Origin of the sequence: Bacillus cereus group sp. N11 (assembly GCF_016483605.1) — a bacterium.
Taxonomy (GTDB): Bacteria; Bacillota; Bacilli; order Bacillales; family Bacillaceae_G; genus Bacillus_A; species Bacillus_A toyonensis.
Genome location: NZ_JAEHBN010000004.1, coordinates 90,507 through 109,690, shown reverse-complemented (window position 1 = coordinate 109,690; position 19,184 = coordinate 90,507). Strand labels below are relative to the sequence as shown.

Below are 19,184 nucleotides of genomic sequence, written 5' to 3'. Positions count from 1 at the left end.
TACTTTACCTCCAACTTTTGCGAAGAACCGTATAAATACCGATGCAAATAAGTACAATGCCACCACCAAATAATAATATGATTGTTGTACCAATTGGCTTTTCGTTCATTGTTTCATTACTCGCTACTTCATCTGCACTTTTTCTCACAACGTATTCACTGCTAAACAAACTATTTTTCATATCTTTCACACTATTATTTTCTTTTTGTTTTATAAAAAGAGAATCTCGTAAAGCTTCCATATCTTTTTGTTCTTTCTTTTTCTTTTTCTGAATTTCTTCTTCTATGTCTTTGCTAAATAACTCAATTGATGCTTTATCTAATTCTGTTTCCTTATGTTCTTCTTTATTTTTTTCTTGGTCGCTTTCTTCAATTCTATCCACTTTAAACTTAATCTTCCCATCATCACCAAGATAACTGTCCGCCGCGCTCCTTATCGGTAGCGCGACAAACAGTAAAAGGATAGAGAGAAATGATAACTTAGCTACTATGCTCCATTGTTTGATCATTTACTTCTTTTTCCTCCCATTTCTTATGCCATACAAATAGATTACTAACTAACCCTATAATGGCAATTACAAACAATACGATAAAAATAACTTTCCCCGTATCTTTACCGCTAATAAAATCATTTAGAAAACTTTCTATATACTGAAGCGGTGAAAATTGACGTACCTTTCCAACTGACGACATTTGATCTACTTTACTTCCAACTGCTTCAGTTAAAAATAGGTACATACTTAAAAATACTAATAGGATAAACATCCCTACCATTTTTATTTGTCGCAATAAGTATGTTGAAACCAATACAAACGCCATCATAATAATTGTGATAAACGCAATCCATAGTAAACTTTGATCCTGACCAAACTGTAAAAGACGTCCAGAAATGATACCTATACTAATTCCTTCCACAATTGATATACCGAATGCTACTACTGTAGTTGGTACATTCATATCAATTAATGAGAATTTCTCTTCAAAATGATCTGATTGCGTTCGTTTCTTTTCTTGATTCGCAATTGCGTATGCTGTAAATAACGCAACAATAAAACAAGTTAATACGATTAAATATGGTGTAAAAGCATTACCAGCTACAATGACTCCATCATTTTGTTTTTGAACTGGGCTAGATAAAAATTGATATAACATTTCATTTTGGCGATCACCAATTCGGCTATTAGCCAAAATTTTAGTAAAGTTTTTGGAGAATGTTTTATCATCTTCCATTTTCTTTGTAAAGTCATTTAATAATGAATCAGCTTTTGAAACAATTGTCGTTCCGCTGTCTTGAATTTCTTTTGCTTGTCCATTAATTTGATCAAATGTTTTATAAACATCGTCTGAAGTTGCTAAACTATGCTTCGAACTCTCGACCAATGATTGACTTTGTGACATTAATGATTTAATACCAGAATCTAACGATAAAACAGCTGTTTGCTCACCAGTATTATTTGTTGTTAGCACTTGCTGTTCTTCAACTAGCTTTAAGCTACTCTCACGCCATTTCGCTAAACCTTTTAAATATTCCCCTAAATTTTCATTCATACTAGTTGCTTGTTGCGTCGTTACATTTAATTTCTCTGCTAGTAACATTGAATTTTGATCCGCACTCGTAATGAATTGTTGATAAGAGTCTATTTTTTGCTTTAAACCTGTCATATCTTGCTTAACTTCTGCCGTAATACCTGATGAAACAAGGTTTGAAATTAAATCAATTAAGCTTTGTTTATTTAATACATAGTACAAAGATTGTTCAGTTGCAATTGTATCTAAACTTCCCTCTTCTAGCTTAGGACCTACATCTTGCGTTCTTAAATCAATCCCATAATACATTTCGTATAAACTAATTAAACTTTGATAACTTTCAACTGTATCTACTGCTTCTTTTATTAATACACTAGATATATTTTTTGTTAATTCTTCTGATTTTTGATGTACAACTTGATTCGTTGTACTTTCAATAACTTTACCGTTATCTGTTCCCGGTTCGCCTCCTGGATTTCCTCCGGTTCCGTTGTCTGTCCCCGTTCCGCCTCCTGGGTTTCCTCCAGTTCCGTTATCTGTTCCCGTTCCGCCTCCTGGGTTTCCTCCGGTTCCGTTATCTGTTCCCGTTCCGCCTCCTGGGTTTCCTCCAGTTCCGTTACCTGTTCCCGTTCCGTCTCCTGGGCTTCCTCCGGTTCCGTTATCTTTCCCTGTTCCGCCTCCTGGGTTTCCACCATTATTCCCTGTTGTGTTTTCCATTTTTTTGATAATAGGCTTTTTAGCATTGTGTACTAACGGCATTATGCCATACTGTGATTTATGAACCACATTTTCCACCTTGCTGTTTTCAGTTTGTGTTCCTTTATCTTCTTTTTCAGGACTAGTTTCTTTTTTATGAGTCCCATTCAATTCCCACTGCCACATTACAGGAGAGAAAACATCTATATTGATGTTTGGATCTTTTAACTTTACATGCAAGCTAATCTTTATATCCCCTTCATTACGAGGAGGTATTGTAATTTCTCCTAATTCGCTTTGAAGAAATTCACTTGTACGATCCACATCATCAATATACAAAGCTCCTGTACTTCCATCTAGTTTAAATTCTTCTGGAATATTTATCTTCAAAGTTTGTGAAGATTCCATTTTAATTATTTTCGCCGTATCACTAAATGTAATTCCCTCTGTATAAAGTTTATCCTTTACTTCTTTAATAGCGTTTCCTAAAGAAATTTTATTTACAGGATCATAATTAAAGTTATTTTCTTTATTATATTTATTTGTAAATTGGATTACATTTTGCAGTTGTAATTTCGTTGTATCTGGCAAATCACTTTGAACGATTTCTTCCATGTTTAAACTAGGTAATTTTACAATTAAATTTTCGATTTGTTTCTTTATTCGAGCGTCTGGTTGTTTCATTAATGTATTTATAAAGATCTCTTGCTTTCCATCGTTCGACATAGATTGCTTTAACTTTTTAATTACAGTCTCTTGAATATCACTTTCTAACTTTCCTGCAAGTTCTGTATCATATTCTGACACTTGTTTTTTTACATCTGTTAAATGTTTTTGAATTGCTGAAGCATCAGCTAAAATATTTGGTTCTTTCTCTGAAAGCGTAAATTGATTTGCAATCACTTTATTAGCAGATTCCAATGCACCTAACTGCTTTAAAACATCGCCTGTATTCAATTCACTCATGTATTGATTAAATTGACTCGTAAAATTATTCGCTAACAGATTGTTATCAGTTTGCATTTTTTGGAAGTTGTTAAACCCTTCTAAGTAAGTATTGTTAGATTTATTCCCTTCCTCTAACACTTGACCGAAACCTTTTAAAACATCTTGAAATCCTTTAAAACTATTAACAGAAACCCCAGTATAATCTTGCACTGTTTTAAATTGATTTGTGTAATTTGCTAAAGGACTATGTACATCTTTTTTGTACATAGTTGTTTGAACGTTTCCTTTTTCAATTATTTTACCTATATTATCTTGTGCACCTTGCAACTTAATGATAATACTTGCAAAATAAACGTCGATGATTTGCTTGTTGAAATCTTCTAAAATTGTAGACGCCGTATTCTCAGCCTCAGCTTTCAAATCGTTATTCCCAGTTGCATTTACTTTGTAGTTTAACGTTAATTTCTCTGGTAGTTCTGAATCAATCGCAACTGCTTTCCTAGAAAAATCGTTTGGTATAACAATCATCATGTTGTAATTATTATTTTTCAAACCATTTTCTGCTACTCCGCGACTAACTACGTACCATTCTTGTTTCGTATTTTTATTTACATTTTTAACAAATTGATCTCCAAACGCTATTTTATTGCCCTCAAATACAGTGCCCTGATCTTCATTTACCAACGCAACTGTCATTTTTGGTGTAGTATTCTCATTAGCTTTCTTAACATTTTGATTTAATGCTAAATAGGAGACCCCTGTTGATAGTACAAGAGCTAAAATAATAAACAACAAGATGCTCCATCTGAACTTTTTCACTACTTATCACTCCTGCGACCTCGAGTCTATTAATTGAAAGACTTCGTATCTTACTCTAGTTTTAAAGTAATTTAGCCATACAACGTATGGTTGCATGGCTAAATTATATATTTCTTTTTATCTGTCTTATTGTAGACCGAAATTACGAGAAAGATCTTCGTCATGTCTAGCAACAGCCTCTGCAGTTTTATTAAGCTGCATATTAATTTCTTGTAATAGCTGTGCGAAGTTTTGTACTTTTGGTTTTAATTGATTGAACTGTTGGTCAAAACCTTCAAAAGCACGACCTTCCCATTCTCCTCTTAATTCATTTTGTAAGTTTTGTAGCTGACGTAAAATGTCCTCAATTTGATTTGCACCTTGTCCATATCGAGTCGCTTTTGATTTAAGCTCCTCTGGTGACATACGAATTTGTCCTGCCATTATTAAATCCCCCTTAAAATTTAAAAATAGTAAAATTAACCAATAATCAATTCTACAAATTGATTATATCAATAATTTAAAAATTTCTAAACAAAAAAATGATATTTTTCCAAAATTTCTCTTTTAATATAATAACGATATATTGTATAATATAAATTTATTATTTTTTAAGAAACTACTATTACTTGAAAATAAAAATCAATTAAACAAATTCTACAAATGTTATTCTTAACAATAGAAAAAAAGATTACCTAACATGAATGCGTATATTTTCCATTAAAAAGTTTGATTAAAATTCTATTAAAATTCTTTAATTAAAAGAAATACAGCCTCGCAATTTTTCTCACTTCAAAGTCATAATTACCTGTCTTTCAACAAACCCAAGTTCTTCGTACATCTCTTTCGCAAAATTCCCAGCAAATACATTCAACCGAATTTCTGAATACTTCTCCTTTAATTCCTTAATACCAGCTTCCATCAGTTCTCGCGATAATCCTCTCCCTCGATACTCTGGAAAAACGTATAGCTCATATATAAATCCAAGTTTTTCACGAGAAAAATAGTCAGTATTTTCCCCTATTAATATCCACCCTAATATTTTATTTTCTTCTTTAATGACTAAATAACATGCCCCCTTTTCTACTATTGGTTTTGTAATTTCAATCGCTTCCTCTGTACTTAATTGGCAATTCCCTCTCGTCCCTTCAAAAAGCGATTGGGCTGCATATTTTAATATTTTACTTGTATCTTCTTGATTCGCCTTTATTATCATTTTTCACAACCCCCATCCTTAATAGGCATTACTATCGATTGTTCAAGATTCTCCGCTTCCATAATAATTGCCAATAATCCATGTTCTGTACTCGTCTCATGAAACTCTCCTTTCTCCCAAAACACAGCTTGTCCAGCTCTTATCTTTACTTTTTCTTTATCTGCCCCACACACATATCCTTCTCCGTCCATAATAAGAAGCAGTTGTGATACAACTGCTTCATGATATCCAATTATTCCATTCTCTTGTAAATGCATAGCACCGATATGTACATTCCCTTGGTGGTTTACTATTTTCGACATTATGAAATTAGATTAAAATACTGATATGCGCTTTCCCGCTTTTTCACTAAAATCAAAAATCTTCACTTCTAGTCCTCCTTATATGTATAAAACCATCCTTACTGTCTGCATCAAATGTCCTTCAAAGTCTTCTTCAAATTGCTCTAATTCAGCAAAACCTTTCGCTTCATAAAAACGTTTACCTTTTTCATTTGCTGCTTCTACATGTATGTACAGTTTCCGTATCCCTTTTAACGCCTTAATCCCTCTTTGTAATAAAGCACTTCCTATTCCTTTCCCTTGCTGATCTGGTAACAAATAAATCGCACCTAATTCTGCTTCGTTTTGCAATCTAACTGGTGAAAAATTAGCAAATCCTATTACTTCTCCCTCTTCCTCTGCAACGAATAAATGTGTATTTTTAAGACGATATTTCATTTTTTCATCAGAATATGCCTCGTCTAAAAAACTGTCTTGAATCTTTCTCGGAATAATGCCTTCATATGTATCATGCCAAGCTACTTTCGCTACTGTTTGTACAGCATGAATATCTTCTTGCTTCATCTCTCTAATTACATATGTCATCTCGATGTCTCCATTCTCTTTAAATTATATTCTGCTACTATACTAGAAGAAACGGCAGAACCATTTTCATAATTTACCTTAATTAATTTTAACTTTTCAATCGAAGCTGTTTTAACATCAAAATTCCCATATATATACTCCATTGCGCTTAAAAACTGAGTCGAGTTCAAATGATTCGCTATCGTACAATGCGGAACCCATTTGCCCGGTACATAATATGAATTTGGATTATCATGAAAAGCTTGGAAATGATCATGATAAGAATGATGAAGTGTTAACAATTCATCGGTAAGAGTCGGCGCTAGAAAAATCGTTCCGTTTGTAGGAAAAGTTCCAACAGAAGAAAAATTCACTGCAGCCATTTTCTCTTGAATAGCTACAAACTCCTCTAATTTCTTAGTATATAAATTAACATCTAACTCCTTATAGTCCGCAAGTGTGATATGCGGTTCTACTCCAGCTAATTGATTTGACTCTATTATATTCGTTAGTTCATTTTGCAATTCTATAATCTTATTAGTAAACACACTATCAAATGTTGCAATAATAGCGTACATGCGTCCTCACCCCTTCGTTACATATATTGCTTCCCATTCTTCACGAATCATTCCCATTCGAATAGAATCATAGTATGTTCCGTTATAATATCGGCATTTGCGCATTCTACCTTCTAAAGTCATTCCTATTTTCTCAGCTACTTTCATCATTCGTTCATTACCAGACCACGTCGTGAGCCCTACTCTACCAATCTCCATCTTTTCAAATAATAAATCTCGATATAATGTTAATGCTTCTGTACCGTAGCCACCATTCCAGTATGTTGGATCATAAATAACAATTCCCATCTCCAACCAACGCGTCGGTTTATGTTCCCAATAAAATCCGACTGTACCTATAACTTGACCGTTATTTTCTATAATTAAATTTGATAGAGGTTCTTCTTGTAAACGAGTTAACATCTTTTCTTTATAAGGTGCATATTCTTGCATTGAGAAAGGGAAATATGGCGCGTCCCACTTCTTCCATTCTGGATTTTCTTCTTTAAATACGAGGCTCCATAATGTTTTTATATTTGATTCTTCAATTGTACGAATTGTAACTTTGTTCCCCTTTTTTATAACGTTTTGCATAATTTCCTCCTACATTCCTCTTTATTTCATATATAATTATAATATTTTTTCAGAAAAATCAAAACAAAACTCTATAATATATTGTTTCATTTTGTTATTTGGCACCTATTATTTATAAAGAAAATAGTCTTCTAACCTTTAATCTCACCATATTCCAGGAGGAATTTATTTTTGAACAAGTTCAAGGGATGTATCAACGATTTCAAGAAGATATGAAACGGAATGCCAGAAGATAAATCCTCCATAATAGCTAAAGATGACATACGTGACCGTAACGCAGTTAATAAAAAATAGGAGGTTACATCCCTCCTATTTCAGCTCAATATTTTACTTTCCTTCTTATTTATCTCAAGTAGAATCCCTTTCTCTATCCAGCCTTCTACTCCATTTTTTTTAATTAAATCATACCCTGCGCAGCTACCATCAATGAGAGAAACAATATCCCCTTTTCTAACACCTATTTGCGCACAAGAAATATCGGTTTTCACTGTGTATTCACCTGACTCACGTTGCCTAATATATTCATTTTTCACATTGAGTAATTTATTCGTTTCCTTTTGCTTGCATATTGTGTAATCTCGCCTCTTCTCCACCGGCTCTATGTAATAATACGGATATGTAACCCCTCCCTGCATTGTTGCATCAGCATTAAATTCTGCTGTTGCTTCATAAATTGGAAAATAGTCTACATATGTATAAGAAAACGTATCACCTGTTAGTTTCCTCTGAATGATAAATGCATTTAATTGCCCTGCTTCTTTAATCGCATTCCCGCCGTCAATTGCAATAATTTTTTTCTCCTTATCAATAACTGGATTGTTAGACGGGGCTTCTTCAGAATAGTTCACAACAGGCCAATGCCCAACAACTACATACTTATTAGCTCTATGCGATTTATTAAAAAACTCTGGCATTGCTATCGCATTTTTGCGCGCTGTTTCTTTCCAATCTACTCTATCTTCCAGTCCAGCATGTACAAAAATATAATCTTCTGTTTCAATCGCTGTTGGCAGCTCATTTAGCCAATTTATTTCTTTTGAAAAGTGACTTAATAGTACTTCCTTCACTTCCTGAATTGAAGTATCTTCCTGAATAGAAAAATGTAATTGTTCTAACCATTCATTAAAAATCGAATGCTTTCTCGTACATAAATAATTAATGAGACCTGGATTTTCATTTAGAAGAGCATCAACTAAAACTTCACAATTCCCTTCAACAACGTGAACATTTAAATTACTCTCTACAAGATCCATTACATAGTCTACTACGCCGATGCTATCGCTTCCTTTCTCACAAAGGTCTCCATTAATAATTAAATAATCTTCATTCTTAAAGTTAACTTTATGTAGTAATTCTTTTAAAAGGTTCAATTCTCCATGAATATCAGACATTATGATAACTCTAGCATTATTAGGGATAGATAGTTTCTTTATTTTCTCCAAGTATAAACGCTCCAATCATTTTCTTTATTTATACAAAATAAATTATAAACCTTTCTAAATGAAATAGGTTCTATATTATGTCATATAGAACCTATCTTTCTTTATAATTTTTTATGAAAAGAATAACTTACCTTATCATACCCTTCCCTTTCATAAAAACGATGAGCATCAATTCTAGGAAACGCTGATGTTAAGTCGATAGACTCACATCCATTTTCCTTTCCCCAGTTCTCTATATAAGAAAGTAATACATTCCCATATCCTTTTGAACGATGTGCTTCTGCTGTTACAAGGTCATATACGAAAACGTGCTTCTTATTATAAAAGTTCGTACAAATTGCTACACCGGCAAGGCCAACAACTTCATCATCTTCATTACGTAACGAAAATAGTTTATAATTTTCTTCTTTCATTTTTCGAAATAAAAAGCCTGCTTCCTCTTCAGAAAGCTGTGTTCGTAATTGCTGTAAAACAGGTAATACTTCATGTAATTGTGCTTCTGTTACTACTTCTTTAACATTCATTTGAACTCTCCCCTAACAATTTGTATAATTTTCTAAATGTTATATCATTATTATAGGGAGTGTCTGCCCTTCACTTAAGTGACAGTTTAATTATTTTTTATAAGGCCAGTTTTAAAGGAGAGTTCTTACTATGGATTTTACTATCCCATTGCAATTAGAAAGCAATACACCTATTTACTTACAAATTTACGAATTTATAAAATATGAAATTATACAGGGAACTATTTCTGTTGGTACATGTCTTCCCTCACATAGAAACTTAGCGTCACAACTTAATATTAGCCGCATTACTGTTGAATCAGCTTATCAACAATTATTAGCTGAAGGTTATGTAGAAAGTAAACCGAAGCGTGGTATTTTTGTTGCAAATGTCGATATTGACGTTATCCCGAATAAAAAATTAAATATGGCAAAGGAAAAGAGCAATTTAATAGAAGATCCGTTTGAATATGATTGTAGCCAAGGTCTTATTGATCAAACTGCTTTTCCGATTACAAACTGGAAAAGAGCGTTACAAGAAGCAATACTAAAGTACGAAAATGCGTTATTTGCTAAAGAAGACCCACAAGGTGAGTTCGTTCTTCGAGAACATATTTCAACATATTTATATCATGCGCGCGGTGTATATTCTTCACCTGATCAAATTGTGATTGGTGCCGGAACACAGCCACTTCTTTGGCTACTAATTCAACTGCTTGGTCCTACAAAAGAGTACGGCATTGAAAACCCTGGATTTCACCGTATACATGCAATTGTTAAAAGCTGCAATCAACAAATTCATCCCATTCCATTAGACGAAAAAGGGATTCATATTTCTAACTTATACAATACAAATTCCAATGTCGCATACGTTACGCCATCACATCAATTTCCGCTTGGAATGATTATGCCTTTATCTAGAAGATTGGAATTGTTAAAATGGGCCAATGATCGCGATGGATATATTATTGAAGATGACTATGATGGGGAGTTCCGTTACGCAGGTAAACCAATTCCGTCTTTACAAAGTCTTGACTCAAATGAACGTGTTATTTATATGGGGACTTTCTCAAAATCTTTTTTACCTTCTTTACGAATGGGATATGTTGTTTTACCACCGCATCTTTTAAAAACGTATGAAGCGTTGCAAGGTATTTTTAAACAAACAGTCTCTACTACACAACAACTTGCTTTCGCTAATTTTATACAAAGTGGAAATTGGGAACGTCATATTAACCGCAGTCGTACGTTGTATAAAAGAAAACATCATACATTAGTAAAATTCATTGTGAAAGAAATGGGTACTAATGTTCAAATTCTTGGTGAACAATCAGGTCTTCATATTGTTCTACGTATCCATAACAATATGAATGAACAAGAACTTATTGAATCAGCTAAGAAACAAAGTATTAAGTTATATCCACTTTCTCCCTATGATTTTGTAAATGATTTACGCAAAGAATCTTACGTATTACTCGGTTTCGGTAGTATTCCCGAAAATAAAATTGAAACGGTAGTAAACTTATTGAATGAAGCTTGGTTTCCTAGTTAAAAGAGAATTTGCTAACGCTGAGTTTAACTCGTAATACAATAAAAATTCAACAAAACAAAAAAGAAGATTGTCCAAAATAGCTTTTTGGACAATCTTCTTTTAGTTAATCACCTGATCGGGCAGTCCTTCCCGGACGCTTCACACCAGTTGTTTCTGTTGAATAAGAAGCTTCAATTATAGCAGTTGGATCTACAGAGAGAACGAGATCTTTCATTTTCGGATAAATGAAACGGTTTGTAATACAATAAATGATTCTCTTATGCTCTCCTAAAAAACCACCTTCTCCATGTAGATACGTAACGGATAATTGCAATTCTTTCATAAGTAGATCGCCTATTTCTTTATTCTTACCAGAAATAATCATGACGCTCTTCCCTTGATTAATGCCATCTAATATGAAATCAATCATCTTCGTAACAATATAGAAAATTGCTAATGAGAACATCGCTTGTTCGATTGAAAATAAAATGGCCACAAAAATGAAAATGACTGCATTTACAGCAAGTAAAAATGTGCTAATCGGTACCTTAAAATGTTTGTTCATCCAAACTGCTAACATTTCTGAGCCATCTATTGCTCCGCCCATTTTCACTACAATCCCTACACCAATTCCAAACAGTACGCCACCATAAAGTACAATTAATAGTTCAGAAGTTGTAATCGCTGGAAATGGTTTTAAATAAATCAATCCGAGTGTTGTAACGACATTCGCATACGATGTACGTATAAAAAACTTCTTCCCCATTACTTTTGCAGTAAATAGTAAAATAGGAATATTAAGTCCTAAAAACACACCATACAGCGGTAATCCTGCAACTTTATTTGCCATAATAGCAATAGCCGTTACCCCGCCATCTACTAGTCCATTAGGTGCTAAAATAAGCTCTAGTGAACCCGCTACAATAATGGAGCCAATTGTTAATAATACGTATTCAAATACTCTCTTCATTCATTACCCCCAAAACTTATATATTTTCTTAGTATTATTTTAACGTAATCTTACTACTAATACAAAGATATCAGTTTATATACACAGAAGTTTCACCTTTACAGTGATTTTTATGTAATTGATTTAAAGCCAAATAGAAGAAACACACTTACATATTACAATAAGTGTGTTTTAAGCGTTTATTCTGCTATTCGCGAGCAGTAGACTCCCGTTTCAAATTTCAAGCTGAAACAAAGAATCGGCTACCCAAAAACGCCCGATTCGTGTGAGCTAACAATCAGTTGTAGATGAACAAAGTCCACACTGATTAAAGTTTCACTTTATTTAAGCTTTAAATATGAATTCATTTTCATTTTAAATATTTCATCAACTGCTCTCTCATACCCACCACTATTTCGAAGTGACTTTCCAACTTTACGACTATTTTCCTTAAACGTTACATCATCCATTACTTCCTTTACAGTCTCACGTAACAATTCAGAAGTTAATTCTTTACGATTAAGCCTTTTTCCAGCCCCTACTTCAGTCACTCGTTTCGCAACTAAAGGCTGATCTCCTGTTACCGGAATTACAACTAACGGGACACCGTAATATAACGCTTCACTCGAGCTGTTCATACCACCATGTGTCACGAATACATCAGCATGCTGTAATACTTCTAATTGCGGCACATAATTATACAACTTAAAGTTATTCGGAATATTTTCAAATTGACTTATATTTATTTTCTTACCAACAACTAATATGACTTTCGCTTCTACATCTTTAAACGCTTCAAAACATTTTTCATACAGGGCAGGTTGTTCATTAAAAACTGTTCCCATAGAAATAAAAATCACTTTTTCATCTTTTAAATCTTTAATAGGAAAACTGTTCACTTCTTTTCGAGTAGCAATTGATGGACCGACAAATTTATACGATTCATCAAATACATCCGAATGTGGCTGATATTCTTTTGAAGTGTATACAATCGTAATATCGCCAGGATGATTCATAATATCATACAAACTTTTACATTTCATTCCATACTGCTCTTTCCATCTTTCCATTCCCACTACACAAGATTGGTATAATGGATTGGTCTCATCTATTGGGCTCGATTCTTGCTCATCATTAAAAGTAATGTACTGATTAAAAGCAAAGGTTGTACAAGAAGAAACGCTTCGCAACTGTAGAATATTCGCTATAATACGTCCAACCGGAAAATGATTATCGTATATTAAGTAATCGTACTTTTCTCCTTTTGTTTCTTCTACAATTTTAGTAACAATACGTTCTGATGCTTCAATCATATGGGACAGCATCGTCAAAGGACTACCACCCTCATTAACTCGTTCCATAATATTAATTTGCGAAAGAAAATTCTCAAATGATCGAAATTCAGCGCCTGTTGCTTCAACCTTGTTTTTGTAATCTTCAATACAATATGATACAACTGTTTCCCCACGTCGAATTAACTCATTAACAACTGCTATCGTCGGATTAATATGACCTTCTCCAGGGAAATTTATTACGAGTACGTTCGCCATACCATTCTCTCCTTTCGATTCAACACACATTAATTAATACTAAATCATGTTAATTAATTTAAATCTATTATATAGGAATCTATTCTCCTTCTTCCTATCTTTCTCTTCATTTTATTATTGAGAAATATTGTCTAAAGCCCGCACTATTACGAGTACAGAACCTTATAAATAGGCACTTCATTCCCCTTTTACTTTTCATATCTCGTATCATACGAACTTTACATTCGAGCATTTTTCACGTTTATCATTCGAAAACATTATTTTGATAATTCATACAAAACTAGAAAAATATAATTTCCATGCTGATTTCTCACTATAAATTTATGTATGCTCTATATTGTCCCCTATCATGATCCACGGGGTACATATTCTGTTATATAATGAATTTATAGAATTTACAGAAAAAATGAGGGAATTTCATGTTACAACAACTATTCACTTCACCTATTCTATCCATCCGAGCTTTACATCCAGGCTATGAAGATCATGCAAGTGACGTTTTTCTCATTCAAACAGCAGATGCAGAAGTTATCGTTCGTTCTTCTAAAATGAATGAAGAGCCAAATAATGATTTTTGGTGGGGATGCAAAAATCTCTTTGGAATTGATCCAAGGAACGTACATCATTTAGAAACGGTACATGCATTGCTGCAAAAACATACAAATCTTCCTATCCCAACAATTTTAGAAAAACATATTTTAGATGGCCGAGAATTCATTGTGGCTGAAAAATTAGTAGGTAATACAGTTCAATCTTTTATTGGGCAACCAGATTCTATTTTATTCAGCCTAGGAAAAGGACTAGCACAAATACATAAGTATACAGCCCATTTCGTAGGAAATCCGTCACGTACACTCCAAGTTCCACTAGCGGAATTCCAGCCACACATTTTAAAAGTGAGTAAAGAACTTGTGAATAGGTTTTATTCCGATAACGAGAGCATATATAACACATTTCATACTTTTGAGTCACAACTTTCTACCTTACCAACACCAAAGGAATCTACACTCGTCTTAATTGATATGGATCCTACTCAGTTTTTATCAGATGGTATAACTATTACTGGTTTAGTAGATACAGAAGCTTATGCAGTTGCCCCGCGAGAGTTTGATTTTATCGGATTAGAATATGTACTTTCAGAAAAAGAGGCTCATGCCTTTAAAAGTGGTTACGAAACAATTATGTCTATTCCTCATCTTGAGGAATGTAGACAGCCTTATCGTTATTTGTACCGACTGTTATCTGTTCAAGGTAGTGTGGAATTAAAGAAATGGTTAAGTTACCCATCCTATTTTTAAAAACGATTGCGAGGGATTATGAAATGAACATTGAAAAAAAGAAATCTTTAACAGCAAACGAAATTCAGCAAATGAAAGATTTAGCTCATATTTGCGGACAATACGATCAAATTGATTACTCATCAGATTTACATGTTAACTTTTTAACTGCTCGTAATAAAAAAGAAATCAATGATTTTCTATTTTTTGATGATACCCAATTAATTGGTGCATTAAGTATGTACGACTTTGAAAGACCGACTAAACTGGAGTTAATAGGATTCGTGCACCCAAACTATAGAAAACAACATATAGGCACTACCCTTTTACAAACTGCCATGAACGAAATACAAAAAAGAGACATAGACGAAGCTCTTCTCATCATTAACGGAGATTCCTCATCTGGGAAAGCATTTGCAAATCAAATGAAATTACCTTATCTATACAGCGAGTATAATATGACGTGTAAATCAAATAAAAAACGAGAAACAATGAAGAATACTATTAAACTTTCCATCGCATCTTCAGAATTACTTCCTGATCTCATAGAAATCTCTAGTAAAGCTTTCGGGGATTCTGTAGCAAATACATCCACATGGTTACAAAAAATGATGAAGTCACCTTCTCATCAAGTTTACGTTGCTCTTATGAATGAAAAATCAATTGGAACGATTACAGTTACTCACCAAGAGCGATCTACTACACTTTCAGGCTTCGCAGTCCATCCTTCTTATCAAGGTAAAGGATATGGTAAAGATATTCTAAGTTATATGGTACATACACTCATTACAGAAGGAGTTTCAACGATTGAATTAGACGTCGAAACGAAAAATAACAATGCTTTACAGTTATATACACATTGTGGCTTTGAAATTATAATGAAGCATAATTATTATGACTTGTTCAAAAAACATCAATAGCCCAATTTTCATTTACGAAAAGTAAAGAAAAAACTGAATCATATCGATTCAGTTTTTTCTTAATATATTTACAACCGCAGTCGTTTCATTATGTTCTTTATAAACACGAGGAATTCTTCTGTCTAACATACATGTAACTTCATAATTAATTGTGCCTAACATATCCGCTACTTCTTCTACAGCAATTTCTTCTTCACCTTGTTTGCCGTAAAATACCACGTCGTCCCCTACTTGTACTGGCATCGCTTTTGTAACGTCCAGCATAAGCTGATCCATACAAACACGACCAATAACCGGCACTCGAACTCCATTAATTAATGCATACCCTTTATTAGATAACTGGCGATTATAGCCATCAGCATAACCAATCGGCACAGTCGCAATCCATTCTTCACCCGTTGTTACATACGTATTTCCATAACTAACACCACGATTTTTCGTCGCATGTTTAACATGAGCTACTTTTGATTTTAATGACAATGCAGGCTGTAAGGAAACGACTGTATGATCCACTTCTTTCGAAGGATACATGCCGTAAACCCCAATACCAACGCGAACCATATTTTGAAATGTATTGCTTAGTTCCATTGACCCTGCACTATTTGAACTATGAATGTATGGTATTTGCATCCCTAATTCATTTGCTGTATTTACAGCTTTCTCAAATAAACTTGTTTGCATATTCGTATACGATTTATCAATTTCATCTGCCGTAGAGTAATGTGTAAACATCCCTACTACCTCTACATACTCCATACGGTTTAATTCTTCTAAAAATGGTTTAACTTCTTCTTCTTGCAAACCGATACGGCTCATTCCTGTATCGATTTTCACTTGAATACGTGCTTTATTTTGAAGACGTTGTGCAATTTCATTTATGCCTTGTAAATCTTCTATTCTATAGACTGTCATCATAACGTCATATTGAATTGCGGATTCCGCAGCTGCAACTGATGTATAACCCAATATTAAGATCGGTACAGTGATTCCAGCTTCTCTTAATTCGATCGCTTCATCGACAAATGCAACTGCAAGCTGGTTCACCCCTGCTTCAATCGCAGCTTTCGCAACTTCAACTGCCCCATGGCCATACCCATTCGCTTTTACAGCAGCCATCATTGCAATATTTTCATCGTTTACATGTTTTTTAAATTCTTTTACATTATGTTTTACAGCATTTAAGTCAACTTCAACAATTGTATCTCTTCCATATTTCAAACTCATTGGTCTAACTCCTAACTCAATAATTGCATTCCATTCTATTTCACGTTTCATATGACCTTTTACAATATAATACGTTTCACTATGCTAGTCAAACTACTAGAATTTTCGGAATTTTAAGTATGATATAATACCCTTAAGAATTTATTATATATGGAGATGAGGAGAATTACAATGTTTGTACAATCTGCGTTGCATCAACTAAAAGTTGCTGTTGATACTTCTATCCAAATACTGAATCAATATAATGAAAGTGATTTGAAAATAACACTGATTGAATCAAAGCGGTCATTATTTGAAATGTGTACACATCTTTCCCTTATTTGCCACGCTGATTTACTCATCTTAAATGGTATTTCGGAAAAAGAGTTACATACCTTTTATATAGAACAAACACCCGAAACAATTGCTCAAATGCAACAAATGATGATACAAGGGTACGATTTACTTTCTAAAACTTTTTTATCCTATTCCAATGAAGAATTAGCGGAAATTATGACTGCTTATTGGGATATTGCTTATTCTCGATTCGAATGGTTACTTGAAATCGTCGCTCACTTTTATCATCATCGCAGTCAAATTCACATTTTACTAGTTGAGCATGTTAAAGATCCTTGCATTCCTTTATTTGAATGAAAAGAGTGGAAACAAAGCCAATAAAGAGTATGACTCCTAATAAAATAAACGTCTGAGCATAGTCCCCTATTTTCATAAGATAAATAGAAATAATAGGTCCTATACTAGTTCCTAAAAATAAAACGAAAGTATAAATAGAAACCGCTATTCCCCTTGCTCTCCCTCCTAATTGGCCGACAAGAGAAACTAAAGATGGAACCGATATAGCAATACCTATTACGAAGCAGACGCTCATCATTACAAGTAACGGCAGTGTCGAAATAAATCCCATTGAACTTAGACTAAAAATAGCAACTAACAATCCTCCTTGAAGAACTTTCTTTACTTCGAACCTCTTTGTTAAACGACCTGCAAGTGGTGATAGTAACATACCAAATAACCCTGCTAGGCGAAAATATAGAATTTGTTCTGCTGTTAAATTGTAAGTAGAAGAGCTCAAATAATTCCCTAAAACAGTATACATATTAACAAAAGCCATTAATAAAACAAACGCAACCATATAGCTCCATACTAAGCTTTTATGTGTAAAAACTTTCCCCATCTGTTTCATTGGCCCCAAAATATCCGTATAAGCTTGAGACGTTTCCCCTTTCGGAAGAGAATAATGAACCCATACAGCAGTAATGATATAGACAAAGCTAAGAAGAAAGAACACCATATGCCATCCAAAATGCTGACTAACAGCAGTACTTATTACCTGCCCTGCAATTCCAGCTACTAAAAAACCGGTACTAACAAACCCTATCGTTGTAACTTTTTTCTCTACTGGAAACATTTCTACAACGTAAGCTAACGCCACTGGAGAAAATGTAGCTGCTGCTATTCCCTGTAACCCTCGAAGAATAATAAGCCAAAATAAGCTATCCACAAACCCTAAGAAAAAAGAAACAATCGACAGTGCAAGCAATCCAATAAAAATCACTTTTTTTCGCCCATATTTATCAGAGATTGCCCCAAATAACAAACAACCTATAGCAAAACCTACCGAAAATATACTGCCTGTAGCCGCAGATTGCGCTAATGAAACTTTAAAAATGTCTGAAAATAGAGCGATTAAAGGAATCGTCACATATAGGCTGGACATAACTACCATACCTGCCCAACATAACACCGCTGTCATTACTGTATAATTCCTCCCACTATTTACTTCTTTTGATATTTCCATCATAAAATCTCCCCCTTACATTGATTTTCCTCATCGATTGAAAACTTATAAAGTAAATGACTCAAAATAAAATCCCTTCAACACTCACTTAATTCGTTTACGTTAATAAATACATTATCGCCCTTTAAATTAGCTAAACATATAATAAGGTAACCTAATTATATGTTTAAATAAAAAAGTTGACTCTCACAATCAACTTATTTACCTACCTTCGCCTAATTTCATCTGCATAATTACTTGCATTTTATTTAATAGCTTCTCTAACACTTGACGCTCTTCTTGATTAAAGTCATTAACTAACGAAGCGCAAGATGACCAAAAAGTCGGTAAAGAATGTGTAACTAGTTCTTTTCCTTTCGGAGTAATTTTCACCTTTAATCTTCTTCGATCTTCAGAATGATGGAACCTTACGATTAACTCTCGTTTCTCCATCCAATCTAATAAGCCGGTGACAGAAGCACGTGTAATCCCTAATCGACTCGCTATATCCGACGGACTCATGTTCACTTCTTCTCCATTCGATTCCATTTCACGCAAAATAAATAACAATAAAAAATCTAATTTGCTTTCCGAAATACCAAGCGGAGCTAAATCTACGTCAACAGCATCAAGAACATTATCAGACGTCCATAACATTAACAAACCAAGTTTTGCTGCGATTGGATCTGTTTCCGCTGATGCTGTCTTTTTTATTAACTCTGCATATGGATCAATCCCTAAAGGAAGAGCACCTTTTTTTGAATCCATTCATTTTCACTCTCCTTCCCCCTATTTAATTAGCTTACCTAACTACTTTTATATTATACTCAT

Annotated in this window: 18 protein-coding genes and 1 pseudogene; 4 read left to right on the top strand and 15 right to left on the bottom strand. The window is 33.8% G+C overall.

Annotation, left to right across the window (positions count from 1 at the left end; genetic code table 11):
- Positions 1–4: 4 nt before the first annotated feature.
- The 10 genes and pseudogenes from essA to JDS98_RS08295 all read right to left on the bottom strand — a co-directional run bounded on the left by essA (position 5) and on the right by JDS98_RS08295 (position 9,146).
- Positions 5–508: a type VII secretion protein EssA gene (gene essA / locus JDS98_RS08340; protein ID WP_000595649.1), complete on the bottom strand. Its 504-nt coding sequence runs from the start codon at positions 506–508 to the stop codon at positions 5–7.
- Positions 480–3,989, bottom strand: coding sequence for a type VII secretion protein EsaA (esaA, locus tag JDS98_RS08335; RefSeq protein ID WP_307838287.1), 3,510 nt, complete (start codon positions 3,987–3,989; stop codon positions 480–482). Before esaA ends, essA begins: the two co-directional genes overlap by 29 nt.
- A gap of 126 nt (positions 3,990–4,115) precedes the next feature.
- Entirely contained in the window at positions 4,116–4,412 is a 297-nt protein-coding gene (locus JDS98_RS08330; RefSeq protein ID WP_000918601.1) for a WXG100 family type VII secretion target, read from the bottom strand.
- 343 nt (positions 4,413–4,755) lie between these two features.
- Positions 4,756–5,184 carry a GNAT family N-acetyltransferase gene (locus tag JDS98_RS08325; RefSeq protein ID WP_000584250.1) on the bottom strand — a complete coding sequence of 143 codons (429 nt, stop codon included), beginning with the start codon at positions 5,182–5,184 and terminating at the stop codon, positions 4,756–4,758.
- A pseudogene (locus JDS98_RS08320) lies at positions 5,181–5,552 on the bottom strand (cupin). The gene JDS98_RS08325 and the pseudogene JDS98_RS08320 overlap by 4 nt, the downstream one beginning before the upstream one ends.
- Before the next feature lie 12 nt (positions 5,553–5,564).
- A complete protein-coding gene (locus tag JDS98_RS08315; protein ID WP_000222834.1) occupies positions 5,565–6,050 on the bottom strand; it encodes a GNAT family N-acetyltransferase in 486 nt (161 codons plus the stop codon).
- Positions 6,047–6,607, bottom strand: a complete 561-nt coding sequence (locus JDS98_RS08310) for a 2'-5' RNA ligase family protein (protein ID WP_098226397.1) — start codon at positions 6,605–6,607, stop codon at positions 6,047–6,049. The genes JDS98_RS08315 and JDS98_RS08310 overlap by 4 nt, the downstream gene beginning before the upstream one ends.
- Before the next feature lie 6 nt (positions 6,608–6,613).
- A complete protein-coding gene (locus tag JDS98_RS08305; RefSeq protein ID WP_001181781.1) occupies positions 6,614–7,180 on the bottom strand; it encodes a GNAT family N-acetyltransferase in 567 nt (188 codons plus the stop codon).
- Positions 7,181–7,494: 314 nt separating this feature from the next.
- Entirely contained in the window at positions 7,495–8,622 is a 1,128-nt protein-coding gene (locus JDS98_RS08300; protein ID WP_002105355.1) for a metallophosphoesterase, read from the bottom strand.
- 101 nt (positions 8,623–8,723) lie between these two features.
- The gene (locus tag JDS98_RS08295) at positions 8,724–9,146 is read right to left on the bottom strand and encodes a GNAT family N-acetyltransferase (RefSeq protein ID WP_001101105.1); all 423 of its coding nucleotides are present in this window, start codon (positions 9,144–9,146) and stop codon (positions 8,724–8,726) included.
- Positions 9,147–9,276: 130 nt separating this feature from the next.
- On the opposite strand from JDS98_RS08295, the gene pdxR reads away from it, so the two are divergent.
- A complete protein-coding gene (gene pdxR, locus JDS98_RS08290; RefSeq protein WP_098184065.1) occupies positions 9,277–10,677 on the top strand; it encodes a MocR-like pyridoxine biosynthesis transcription factor PdxR in 1,401 nt (466 codons plus the stop codon).
- 103 nt (positions 10,678–10,780) lie between these two features.
- On the opposite strand, the gene JDS98_RS08285 is transcribed toward pdxR, so the two are convergent.
- The gene (locus JDS98_RS08285) at positions 10,781–11,626 is read right to left on the bottom strand and encodes a YitT family protein (RefSeq protein ID WP_000831972.1); all 846 of its coding nucleotides are present in this window, start codon (positions 11,624–11,626) and stop codon (positions 10,781–10,783) included.
- A 320-nt stretch (positions 11,627–11,946) separates the two neighbouring features.
- Positions 11,947–13,155 carry a macrolide family glycosyltransferase gene (locus JDS98_RS08280; protein WP_098820995.1) on the bottom strand — a complete coding sequence of 403 codons (1,209 nt, stop codon included), beginning with the start codon at positions 13,153–13,155 and terminating at the stop codon, positions 11,947–11,949.
- A gap of 419 nt (positions 13,156–13,574) precedes the next feature.
- On the opposite strand from JDS98_RS08280, the gene JDS98_RS08275 reads away from it, so the two are divergent.
- Together JDS98_RS08275 and JDS98_RS08270 are read left to right on the top strand one after the other, a co-directional pair.
- Positions 13,575–14,453: a protein kinase family protein gene (locus JDS98_RS08275; protein WP_098226401.1), complete on the top strand. Its 879-nt coding sequence runs from the start codon at positions 13,575–13,577 to the stop codon at positions 14,451–14,453.
- Positions 14,454–14,476: 23 nt separating this feature from the next.
- A complete protein-coding gene (locus JDS98_RS08270) occupies positions 14,477–15,352 on the top strand; it encodes a GNAT family N-acetyltransferase (protein ID WP_098000891.1) in 876 nt (291 codons plus the stop codon).
- Positions 15,353–15,400: 48 nt separating this feature from the next.
- On the opposite strand, the gene alr is transcribed toward JDS98_RS08270, so the two are convergent.
- Positions 15,401–16,576: an alanine racemase gene (gene alr, locus JDS98_RS08265; RefSeq protein ID WP_087970111.1), complete on the bottom strand. Its 1,176-nt coding sequence runs from the start codon at positions 16,574–16,576 to the stop codon at positions 15,401–15,403.
- 171 nt (positions 16,577–16,747) lie between these two features.
- Between alr and JDS98_RS08260 the strand changes: the two genes are divergently transcribed.
- Entirely contained in the window at positions 16,748–17,209 is a 462-nt protein-coding gene (locus JDS98_RS08260) for a DinB family protein (protein ID WP_199633775.1), read from the top strand.
- On the opposite strand, the gene JDS98_RS08255 is transcribed toward JDS98_RS08260, so the two are convergent.
- Together JDS98_RS08255 and JDS98_RS08250 are read right to left on the bottom strand one after the other, a co-directional pair.
- Complete coding sequence (locus tag JDS98_RS08255; RefSeq protein WP_199633823.1) at positions 17,178–18,374, bottom strand: MFS transporter; 1,197 nt, start codon at positions 18,372–18,374, stop codon at positions 17,178–17,180. The genes JDS98_RS08260 and JDS98_RS08255 overlap by 32 nt on opposite strands.
- A gap of 201 nt (positions 18,375–18,575) precedes the next feature.
- Positions 18,576–19,121 carry a MarR family winged helix-turn-helix transcriptional regulator gene (locus JDS98_RS08250; RefSeq protein ID WP_000377478.1) on the bottom strand — a complete coding sequence of 182 codons (546 nt, stop codon included), beginning with the start codon at positions 19,119–19,121 and terminating at the stop codon, positions 18,576–18,578.
- Positions 19,122–19,184: the final 63 nt, after the last annotated feature.

Bases quoted from the DNA above. Each gene is read 5' to 3' on its own strand.
- JDS98_RS08305 (WP_001181781.1), bottom strand. From the start codon at position 7,180: ATGCAAAACGTTATAAAAAAGGGGAACAAAGTTACAATTCGTACAATT.
- JDS98_RS08315 (WP_000222834.1), bottom strand. From the start codon at position 6,050: ATGACATATGTAATTAGAGAGATGAAGCAAGAAGATATTCATGCTGTA.
- JDS98_RS08250 (WP_000377478.1), bottom strand. From the start codon at position 19,121: ATGGATTCAAAAAAAGGTGCTCTTCCTTTAGGGATTGATCCATATGCA.
- JDS98_RS08255 (WP_199633823.1), bottom strand. From the start codon at position 18,374: ATGGAAATATCAAAAGAAGTAAATAGTGGGAGGAATTATACAGTAATG.
- JDS98_RS08295 (WP_001101105.1), bottom strand. From the start codon at position 9,146: ATGAATGTTAAAGAAGTAGTAACAGAAGCACAATTACATGAAGTATTA.
- JDS98_RS08325 (WP_000584250.1), bottom strand. From the start codon at position 5,184: ATGATAATAAAGGCGAATCAAGAAGATACAAGTAAAATATTAAAATAT.
- JDS98_RS08275 (WP_098226401.1), top strand. From the start codon at position 13,575: ATGTTACAACAACTATTCACTTCACCTATTCTATCCATCCGAGCTTTA.
- pdxR (WP_098184065.1), top strand. From the start codon at position 9,277: ATGGATTTTACTATCCCATTGCAATTAGAAAGCAATACACCTATTTAC.
- JDS98_RS08280 (WP_098820995.1), bottom strand. From the start codon at position 13,155: ATGGCGAACGTACTCGTAATAAATTTCCCTGGAGAAGGTCATATTAAT.
- alr (WP_087970111.1), bottom strand. From the start codon at position 16,576: ATGAGTTTGAAATATGGAAGAGATACAATTGTTGAAGTTGACTTAAAT.
- essA (WP_000595649.1), bottom strand. From the start codon at position 508: ATGATCAAACAATGGAGCATAGTAGCTAAGTTATCATTTCTCTCTATC.
- JDS98_RS08270 (WP_098000891.1), top strand. From the start codon at position 14,477: ATGAACATTGAAAAAAAGAAATCTTTAACAGCAAACGAAATTCAGCAA.
- JDS98_RS08310 (WP_098226397.1), bottom strand. From the start codon at position 6,607: ATGTACGCTATTATTGCAACATTTGATAGTGTGTTTACTAATAAGATT.
- JDS98_RS08260 (WP_199633775.1), top strand. From the start codon at position 16,748: ATGTTTGTACAATCTGCGTTGCATCAACTAAAAGTTGCTGTTGATACT.
- JDS98_RS08285 (WP_000831972.1), bottom strand. From the start codon at position 11,626: ATGAAGAGAGTATTTGAATACGTATTATTAACAATTGGCTCCATTATT.
- JDS98_RS08330 (WP_000918601.1), bottom strand. From the start codon at position 4,412: ATGGCAGGACAAATTCGTATGTCACCAGAGGAGCTTAAATCAAAAGCG.